The sequence below is a fragment of the Lederbergia ruris genome, assembly GCF_018332955.1.
Taxonomy (GTDB): Bacteria; Bacillota; Bacilli; order Bacillales; family Bacillaceae_C; genus Lederbergia; species Lederbergia ruris.
On record NZ_BORB01000070.1, the window covers coordinates 1 to 8939 of the forward strand.

At 36.6% G+C, this 8939-nt stretch carries 9 protein-coding genes and 3 pseudogenes; all 12 read right to left on the bottom strand.

What is annotated here, in order from left to right; translation table 11 throughout:
* Positions 1–226 precede the first annotated feature (226 nt).
* Positions 227–1438: an ABC transporter permease gene (locus KI363_RS21025; protein ID WP_212967552.1), complete on the bottom strand. Its 1212-nt coding sequence runs from the start codon at positions 1436–1438 to the stop codon at positions 227–229.
* A gap of 1 nt (position 1439) precedes the next feature.
* Positions 1440–2324, bottom strand: a complete 885-nt coding sequence (locus KI363_RS21030) for an ABC transporter ATP-binding protein (protein ID WP_191811445.1) — start codon at positions 2322–2324, stop codon at positions 1440–1442.
* Positions 2325–2403: 79 nt separating this feature from the next.
* Positions 2404–2607, bottom strand: a pseudogene (glxB, locus tag KI363_RS21035) (methylglyoxalase); the annotation flags it as partial.
* Between the two features lie 102 nt (positions 2608–2709).
* On the bottom strand, positions 2710–2997 hold the full coding sequence (locus tag KI363_RS21040; RefSeq protein WP_191811441.1) for an ATP-binding cassette domain-containing protein: 288 nt from the start codon (positions 2995–2997) through the stop codon (positions 2710–2712).
* Between the two features lie 191 nt (positions 2998–3188).
* Positions 3189–3785: a TetR/AcrR family transcriptional regulator gene (locus tag KI363_RS21045; RefSeq protein ID WP_212967553.1), complete on the bottom strand. Its 597-nt coding sequence runs from the start codon at positions 3783–3785 to the stop codon at positions 3189–3191.
* 7 nt (positions 3786–3792) lie between these two features.
* Positions 3793–4542, bottom strand: coding sequence for an alpha/beta fold hydrolase (locus KI363_RS21050; RefSeq protein WP_095260021.1), 750 nt, complete (start codon positions 4540–4542; stop codon positions 3793–3795).
* Between the two features lie 626 nt (positions 4543–5168).
* A pseudogene (locus KI363_RS21055) lies at positions 5169–5663 on the bottom strand (replication initiation factor domain-containing protein); the annotation flags it as partial.
* Positions 5664–6028 (bottom strand): annotated as a pseudogene (locus tag KI363_RS21060) (YdcP family protein); the annotation flags it as partial.
* A gap of 12 nt (positions 6029–6040) precedes the next feature.
* Entirely contained in the window at positions 6041–6358 is a 318-nt protein-coding gene (locus KI363_RS21065; protein ID WP_212967554.1) for a YdcP family protein, read from the bottom strand.
* A 101-nt stretch (positions 6359–6459) separates the two neighbouring features.
* The gene (locus tag KI363_RS21070; protein ID WP_212967555.1) at positions 6460–6660 is read right to left on the bottom strand and encodes a hypothetical protein; all 201 of its coding nucleotides are present in this window, start codon (positions 6658–6660) and stop codon (positions 6460–6462) included.
* An 81-nt stretch (positions 6661–6741) separates the two neighbouring features.
* On the bottom strand, positions 6742–7797 hold the full coding sequence (locus KI363_RS21075) for a DNA cytosine methyltransferase (RefSeq protein ID WP_246516983.1): 1056 nt from the start codon (positions 7795–7797) through the stop codon (positions 6742–6744).
* A gap of 206 nt (positions 7798–8003) precedes the next feature.
* On the bottom strand, positions 8004–8747 hold the full coding sequence (gene erm / locus KI363_RS21080; protein ID WP_212967556.1) for a 23S ribosomal RNA methyltransferase Erm: 744 nt from the start codon (positions 8745–8747) through the stop codon (positions 8004–8006).
* Positions 8748–8939 lie beyond the last annotated feature (192 nt).

Consider the following 8939-nt stretch of genomic DNA (forward strand, 5'->3'; position numbering starts at 1 on the left):
TAATTCATTGGTGAGTCCTCCTTGGTATTTATTTAATTTCGGGGTCATGATCATGACACCCTGTACTATACCAAGAGGGCTCTTTTTTGTTCAATCCTCAAATTTCTTCATTACAGGAATGCTCCTCGTACTTTATGTTTCGCCAAAAACGTTCGATAATGATATTATCCAGTGCACGACCCTTTCCATCCATGCTGATTTTTTTAGACTAGTAAAATAGCTTATTTTAATGTTTTTGTGCCATTTGAATAACATCTTTAAATTTCACTTTTCCGCTGTAATTCATGACGCCGTTCACGTAAATTCTACTTGCCAAGTGGTTAATGATTGCAATGCTAGCTAGAAGAATGACGATGGTAATGCCCATCTCCGCATAGCCCGCTTCGCCGGATACGATTCTTGAAAATGTCACAATCGGTGATGTAATTGGGATATAGGAGCTAACAACAACAAGTGTTGATGCAGGGTTAAAGATGGAGCTTATTCCGATAAAAAAAGCCACCATGATGCACATAATAATCGGGAAAGAAACTGAACCTAAGTCTTCCGTTCGGCTAACGACAGCACCGACTGCTGCATATCCAATCGCATATAATAGATAGCCGAGAATAAAATAAATGATAAAGGAAGCAATCACGATTCCAGTTAAATTGCTTAGATCAATATCAAAGCCGAAAAATGAAAATTGTTTCCCATCAATCCAACCTAAGGAGTAACTTGCAAGAAAGCCTAGAAGCATGATAACAATTTGCACTAGTCCCGTGACTAACTGTACAAGAATTTTTCCATACATCATATAGATCGGCTTTACTTTCGGTATCATGATTTCCATAACACGCGATGCCTTTTCAGCAGTAATGGTATTTGCAATCATTTGACCTTGACCGAGGATTAACAAATACATTAGGATAACGAAAATATAAACGATCCCCACTGTTCCAGTCGTATCTTTTAATGCTTTGTTTTCTACTGGAACGGGTGTTACCAGTTTAGCCGCAACCTCCGGGTTAACGTTCGAATCCGCAATTGTTTTATTGATCCCTACTTGTTGGATTTTTTGAGTTAGGATGGCCACTAGCTCTTGATCAGCAAAAGATTTATACGTGTACGTCAATGCGGGTAAACCGTTCTTTTCTTTCATTTCGATAATGCCATCGAGCTCCCCTACTCTAACTTGTTTCTTTAATTGCGCCAGATCGCCTTCTTCTTGTAAAAACAGTTTTACCGAATTCAGGCCTTTATTTAGCTGATCGATATTTGTTTTGTAGGACGTTGGATTAATGAATGCGACTTCATCCTTTGACCCGTTCGACGAAAAATGACTAAAGCCAAAAATCCCAAGTACAATTACAATTGTAATTAGATTACCGAAGATAAATGACTTCGAAGTCAATCCGTCTTTCAAATGAAACTTAAAAACGGTCATAAATTTCCCCATATTATCCCACCTTTTCAATAAAGATTTCATTTAATGTCGGCTCTAACATCCTGAAATTGCGAATGGGGATCGAGCGTTCCTCGAATCGGTTGAGAAGTTGAATCGCTTCTTTATCATCCGTCACTTTCACGACGATGTCGGCTTGTCCTTTTTCAAAAGGTATTTTCCAATCATGAAGTGCAGCTTCAACAGCTTCACTGTTCGAAATCGTTAAATTACGGAAGCCGTAATCTTGTTTAATTTGATCCAATCTCCCTTTAACGATCGCTTCTCCTTTTTTCATTAAACAAATATGCTCGCAAAAGCTTTCAATTTGCTCCATTCGATGACTCGACAGAATGACGGTTTTTCCTGCTTTTATTTGCTCTTCAATGATCAAGGATAACAGATTGGCATTTACTGGGTCTAAGCCACTGAATGGTTCGTCTAAAATAATCAATTCCGGATCATGTAACAATGTTGCGATTAATTGAATTTTTTGCTGGTTTCCTTTTGATAATTCATTTGCTTTTTTTGTTTTATATTCGGTTATTTCAAGTTTTTCAAGCCAATGATCAATTGCCTCATCAACTTGTTTGCGGCTCATACCTTCAAGCTCACCAAAATAACGAAGTTGTGTGACAATCTTCGTTTTCGGATAAAGTCCCCTTTCTTCAGGAAGATAGCCGATTGAGACATTTGCCTGATCAAGCCTTTTTCCTTCCCACTTCATTTCCCCTCGATCCGGTGATAATAAGCATAGCAACATTTTAATTGTAGTTGTCTTGCCCGCTCCGTTTCTTCCAAGAAGTCCGAGTACCTCCCCCTTTTTCAAAGAGAAGCTAAGATTTTTAACAGCTTTCGTTTCCCCAAAAGACTTACTTAATTGATAAATTTCTACCCCCATACATTGCACCTCTATTCTATTAATATTTTTTCTAATAATAAAAAGCTGCTTTCACAACTTCTCATACATCACATTTTCGTCATGAGTTCTGCTGAGCGATCTGAATAAGATTGCCGCATGTATCATCGAAGACAGCTATTGTGACTTCCACCATTTCTGTCAGTTCCATGGTAAACTTCACTCCAAGTTTCACTAGTTGTTCGTACTCTTTTTGAATATCTTGAACCCCAAACATCGTTGCTGGAATGCCTTCGGCATATATCTTCTTTTGATATACTCTTTCGCAGAATAATAAATTGCAATGCGGATTTCATACCTTTGGAGAGTTTGGTTACATGTTTGTTTTCATGTAAATTAAAATCAGTTAACAGTTCTTTTGCAAAATTCATATCGAAATTTGGATTGTAATAATCACCAAAGCGTAACGCATCGAAACGCATCTTTTACCTTCCAAATCACACTGAATGGATGTTCCTCTTGCATTAAATCCAAATAGAGTTATTTCACCTTGATCAGGTTTTAAATGGCCAGCTAACAGCTTCATTAAGGTTGTTTTCCCCGTGCCCTTCCGCCCCCAAAGTCCAAGGATGATTGGATCACTCTCCAACAAATTCAAGCCATTTAATATTTTGGTTGAATCATAACTGTAATGAACCTTATTGACTTTTATCATGATTGTTTTCTCCATTTACAGCTGAAAGTTACCTGCCGATGAATTCCTTTATAGTACGTTGGATTCATTTCTCCTCCACAGTTTTCACATTGAAACAGACTGACATTCACCGAAATGGTGTGTACACATTTCATTTGACTCAGGAACATCAATTGGACCATTAATCGAACTGTTAAGGTTCCTTATCTATTTTATACATTAGATGATCTGCAAAATTCATGAATAATTTGTGCTTTTATCTCTTCAATGGGAAACTTCTGCGGATAGGTAGATATCATCAGCATGCTGCCTTGAAGCACGGACGAAAAATATAGCGACCGTTTCCTCGGCTCATTTATTCCCATTCTTTCAAATATTTCACATTGAAACTCAAATTGCCTGGCATTTTCTTCAATAATGAGATAACTGTATTTTATCAACTCTTCATCAGCTTCTGGCTGAGTTTGCAAATGAAGATAGAACCGATGAACTTCCGGATTTTGATAAATGTTATCAATGGCGCCATTGACTATATATTCAAGCTGTTCACTAGCAGTCTCTAAAGTGGTTGCTTCTTCCATGACTTCAACCACTTCTCTGATTCTTCTCTCTACCATTTCAGCAAGCAGCTCTTCTTTTCCTTTGTAATAATTATAGAGCAAACCTTTCGAAATCCCCCCTTGTTTAGCTATATCGCTTATAGAAGTAGCGTAATATCCCTGCTTCATAAATAACTCCATAGCCGCAGCTCTAATTTTTTCTTTGGATGCTTGGCGAATACGATTATTCTCTTCTGGTGTACGTGGCATTTTAACTTCATTCCTCCATAAAAGCAGTGATTGCCTGATTTAACGCTTCAGAATGTGTCAAGGTCAAGATATGATCAGCATTTGGTATTTCAATAAAATTGATATTTGGAATTTTTCTAAAGTGTTCAAGAGCAAGAAAATTTTCAGGTAAATCCTTTTCGCCAATAATAAATAATGTTTTGGCTGTCAACTCTTCTAATCGGTCGATGGCAGGAGGATTGGGCCATATCATTTCAAAAGCAGGTCCACCCAACACTCGTTGAAACTGATCTTGAAGCATTTGCGTGGCAAGATTTCTTTGCGGACTATGGATAACGACTTGATACATTGGAGAATGCAGCATCAAATCTACCATCTTCTCCACATCCGGGGCAGCCCCCATCACCTTTTGCATTATTTGCTCATATTCTGTGTAACCTTGAAATCCTGATAAAGCAGGAGCAATTAAAACAAGGTTTGTGACTTTTTCCGGATAAGTTAAAGCGAATTCAGTTGCAATTTGCCCACCAATGGAATGACCGATGATGGTTGGCTTATCAAGCTCAAGCTCATCTATAAAAAACCGCATATCTTCCACATAGTTAACTTGGTCTTTCGGAGTTGGTGATTGACCAACACCTCGACCATCAACAGAAATTACTTGATAATGCTTAGCCAGTAGAGGTGCCAAGTAATTCCATTCCCGTAAATCAGTACCTCCGCCATGGATCATAACAACTGGATGTCCAGTACCATTAATCTCATAGTACAAATCCATTAAAATCCCCCCATAAAATTCAAGTTTATCAACATTTTATCTTTGAATGAACATTTAGTCAATGGAAAATAACCATTTACTTTCAAGATAATTGGCTATCTATACTTAGGAATTAGAAGATTTCAAATTGCCCTTCATTAATTTACAAATGGATAAGAATATTGACGAGCTTTCCGATTGAATCCTTACATAATTACCGAACACCCTTTCGGTCCAGCTGCAAATTCTGATCCGCAAATGGTTTTGCGATAACCCTGAATGTGCGCCCTGTGTCTTTATCGTGAAGCTTTTGAACATGTTATGGGATTAAAACAATCTTCTGGAAATACAGGAAGAAAAAAAGGAAAGCTCCATGCAATTTAATGTCTTTCGCAATGAAGAGAAAAATGAAAATCCAGACGGTTTAAGACTCTTTTGATTCTCTTTAGAAAGGATGGAGCAGGATGAATAATAAACATCAATTTCGTGCAAGAGTGCGAAGCGATTAATGATACAATGCAATTGGTATTTCATTTCCTTTTCAACTATAATATAGCTTTTGGCTGAATGAGATCCCAAAATAAATTCATTAATTAAATACGACGCATGCGAATGTCTTAATCCTTTTGCTTGAACTCGATGGACATTCTCTGTACGAGTTCACCAGAACGGTAACTTTTAAAACTACGAAAAACAGAGATACATTCTTCATGACGGCATTTTTCTGTTAGAAACGGAATATCCAATATGCCTGTCTTATCGTTTATCGCAAGATCAATTCGTTTGAAAACTCTGCCAACACGAAACACGCCCATAAAAAAATCGAACCACGTTCGTTGCTGAGCTAATAAGAAATTCTCAAATTGTCTGCATCCCTTTCCTTTAAGTTCTAATAAACAGCCTTTGTCCTCATCGGGTGAAACCATGACCACGATATCTCCAAAAACATATTGTTCCATATAAGAGTAAAACGCATAATCTTCATGCAACATGTACTCCATTTTCAATTTCAAAATATCTTCAATGATAGGCTTCGGGTTTGTTATTAAAAATCGAATTCGTACATAGTCAAACAAGATTTCCAGTGGAGCATTTGGATTAAATTGCTCTAAAATATCGAACAAGGAATTTTTTAGCGAATCAGGGGTAGATTTTGAAACATTACTAGTCGATGTTGCAGCTTTTCCCTTTAAGACTAAATCATCTGCTTTAATGTACCAATCAACATCTGCGCCACGGAATGTTGCATTTGCGACGGTATCTGCGACAGGGTTAATGAGTTCCACTTCTGCATTGTATAAAATTCTTTCAAGGGAATAGAAGCAGGAATACTCACCTGAATCATGCGACCTTGTTCACGAGACTTTAAATCATACGTGCGTTCCTTGACTTCTGTTGATACCGTGCCATCTTCATTTTGAAGAAATACCTCACGACGTAATGCCGAAAACTTTAATAAACCAAACGTCTTTTCTTTATCAATGACAATTCCTTCTGCTAACCTCATGTTTTTTCCTCCTTATGCTTTGACCATATCGTCAGCATGTAAAATGTATTTTGTAAAACCGCGATCACCAATTTTTTTATAACCTTCTGCGGTAATTTTTGCATTGACCAATTTCACTTTTTCTTCATGTTCAAAAAATTTCTCTCCGGCTTCTTGTGGCAAGATTACCTCAATATCATCTGCACGTTGAATATCGGAGTACAAATTATAACTACGTGACAATGTTGTCATGCGCCCATTAATACGGCGTTGTTCCACCTTACCTTCACCAGCATATTCTAAATTTCCAAACGTTTTTTCCATATTTGGAATGACATGTTTTAACTCCATTATATAGACCTCTCTTCTTGTTTTAATTTTTGTTATTTATTAGTAAGCAAGGGGAGAGGGGAGGGGAACGGGGAAAATACTCTTTCATTTGTCAATCACTCCTATGCTTCTTGTAGTCGATAATCCACACGCCCATAAATCACACACCATAATACAACCATTGTTTCTCCATTTTCATCACGGATCAATTTCCCATAAGGAAAAAACGGAAAGTCTTCAATCTCAATTTCATTCATAACAAAATGGTCATCGATCCATTCCATGACCTTTTCTTCGTATATATCTTGTTCATTCAAAGACATCGTGCAACTTTCCCCTTTCTATGAATCCATAAAAAAAGCACATCAGATGAGAATAATCCAACATGCTCAAAAATTGATTTACTATAAACTTTCCGCAATACCAGCCATGATATATTCCGCACATGGCACGGCAATCGCATTTCCAATTGCTTTATATCTAGCATAATCACTAATTGCTTCATTTTTGTATCCTAAAGCTGTCCAGCCCTCTGGTAATTCCATCAAGCGTTCACATTCCAATGGGGTAAGTTGTCGAATAAAACCTTCTTGTTCTTCTCCTTCATACCAAAATGAAAAATAGTTTACGGAACCTGCGAGCAGAGTTGGAAAAGGGTCATGTGTCCGCCCAAAACTTCCGATGAATCCTGTTTTATTTTTTTCTTTTGCGGTACTTCGCATACGTCTTTCTTGAAAGGGTCGGACGATAGGTATTTTCCCCCTTGTTTTTGAAACAAATATTCGACTGGTGCTGGTGGAGGACAGCCTGTTTTTTCCGCAAGACGTAGGAAACGATTGCAAATTCCGGGCTTTAAATAATATTTCTGTGGCACGTCTTCCTCCAAAATCTGCCACGAGGAAGATACGTCTTCTTCTTTGAGCAAGCGTGGGTCTTCCCCAATATTGGGCATCCAACAATCGCCAAGCGACATCAACATGATTCCCTCGGACCATTCCAGCGTTTGCCCAGACTCCAGAAGTAGGCATTGGAATTTCGGTATTTATGAACGTCTCAAGCACGGCCTTAAAATCCAGCCTGTTATTTGATGAAAAAGCTCCCATGACGTTTTCCCAAACAGCGATAACTGGATATATTCCATTCGTTGCACACCTCATTTCTTCGATAATCCGAATTGCATGATAAAATAAACTGGATTGACTTCCTGTAAGACCTTCTCGTTTACCTATATTTGATAAGTTCTGACAAGGAGAACCAAATGTAATGATATGAACAGGTGGTATTTTTCCACCATTTATTTTTGTAATATCTCCGAGATGGAGCATGTTGGGGAAATGCCGTTTCGTAATAGATACAGGTGCTTTTTCTATCTCACTTGCCCATGTTGGTATAATTCCATTACGAGAAGCGGAGAGGGGGAAGACACCTATTCCATCAAATAGACTTCCTAATGTTAGCACAGTTATATTTCACCTCTACTCTTTATTTTAGGCATAAAAAAAGACGCTCATTTTAATTGAACGTCTAAAAATTATAGTTAAAATATAGTTTCTAATACCAAAAAGCAACAGGATAGCATCTAATGGTATGCTATCCTACTAATGATTAAAGATTAATTTTTCCTAATAATAATCACGTTATTCCATGCTCTCAATTTTTATCAAGTTTATCGCTTTAAGCCGTTAAACAATTTGTAACTATTGAAAACAGATTGAAGTTGATCAAAATCAATATTTCTTAAATCATTTATCCCTGCGTGTTTTAAAGCCCTATTAAATTGGTTTTTTGTGAATAATTTTTTATATTCTTTGTTAACCCATTTCATCACAAAGTATTCATATATTTTTCTCTCTTTGGCTGACATTTTTGTTGATTTTCTTTTTAACATGATTAACGCACTATCCACTTTAGGTTTCGGATGAAAATAGTCTCTTGGGATTTTTGCTAGAATAGAAATGTCCACCTCTACCATTAAAAGTAATGCTAGTGATCTGTTTGTATTTAATAATCTTTTAGCAAACCCATATTCTACAATTAAATAACTTATGGTAGCCATACTTTCGAACACAATTTTTCTAACTATACTTGTACTTATATTATAAGGTATATTACCGTATATTTTATAAGTTTTTTGTCTAGGAAACTTAAACTGCAATATATCAACATTAACAATTTGATAAGTAGAATGATTTGAGAGCTTATTACGTGTTATCTCACATAATTTAGGGTTAATTTCTATTGCCGTTACATGATTACATCTTTTTACCAGCTCCAAAGTGAAATGACCCTTACCCGCTCCTATCTCAAAAACATTATCTTTAACGTTTAAACTTATGTGATTCATTATTTTTTCTATATAATATTTTGAAGTAATAAAATTCTGAGTGACTTTTATATTTTTTTTGTTCATTATAACCTCTCCAATAAGGTTACAATGAATTTATTTCAACAATTCATTATAACCTTTTATTTTTCATTGGATCTACGTCAATATTTAGGACACATAAAAGTTAATTTTTTTCATTGTGCTTCGAAACTTATTTAAATGTGTATTTGAAGGCTTGACATGGAGCCTCTGTGTGCGTGGTGATTTGCGAAAGAC

Coding starts and splice junctions, on each gene's coding strand:
- KI363_RS21070 (WP_212967555.1), bottom strand. CDS start 6,660: ATGTCTTTGAATGAACAAGATATATACGAAGAAAAGGTCATGGAATGG.
- KI363_RS21065 (WP_212967554.1), bottom strand. CDS start 6,358: ATGGAGTTAAAACATGTCATTCCAAATATGGAAAAAACGTTTGGAAAT.
- KI363_RS21025 (WP_212967552.1), bottom strand. CDS start 1,438: ATGGGGAAATTTATGACCGTTTTTAAGTTTCATTTGAAAGACGGATTG.
- KI363_RS21040 (WP_191811441.1), bottom strand. CDS start 2,997: ATGATAAAAGTCAATAAGGTTCATTACAGTTATGATTCAACCAAAATA.
- KI363_RS21030 (WP_191811445.1), bottom strand. CDS start 2,324: ATGGGGGTAGAAATTTATCAATTAAGTAAGTCTTTTGGGGAAACGAAA.
- erm (WP_212967556.1), bottom strand. CDS start 8,747: ATGAACAAAAAAAATATAAAAGTCACTCAGAATTTTATTACTTCAAAA.
- KI363_RS21050 (WP_095260021.1), bottom strand. CDS start 4,542: ATGGATTTGTACTATGAGATTAATGGTACTGGACATCCAGTTGTTATG.
- KI363_RS21045 (WP_212967553.1), bottom strand. CDS start 3,785: ATGCCACGTACACCAGAAGAGAATAATCGTATTCGCCAAGCATCCAAA.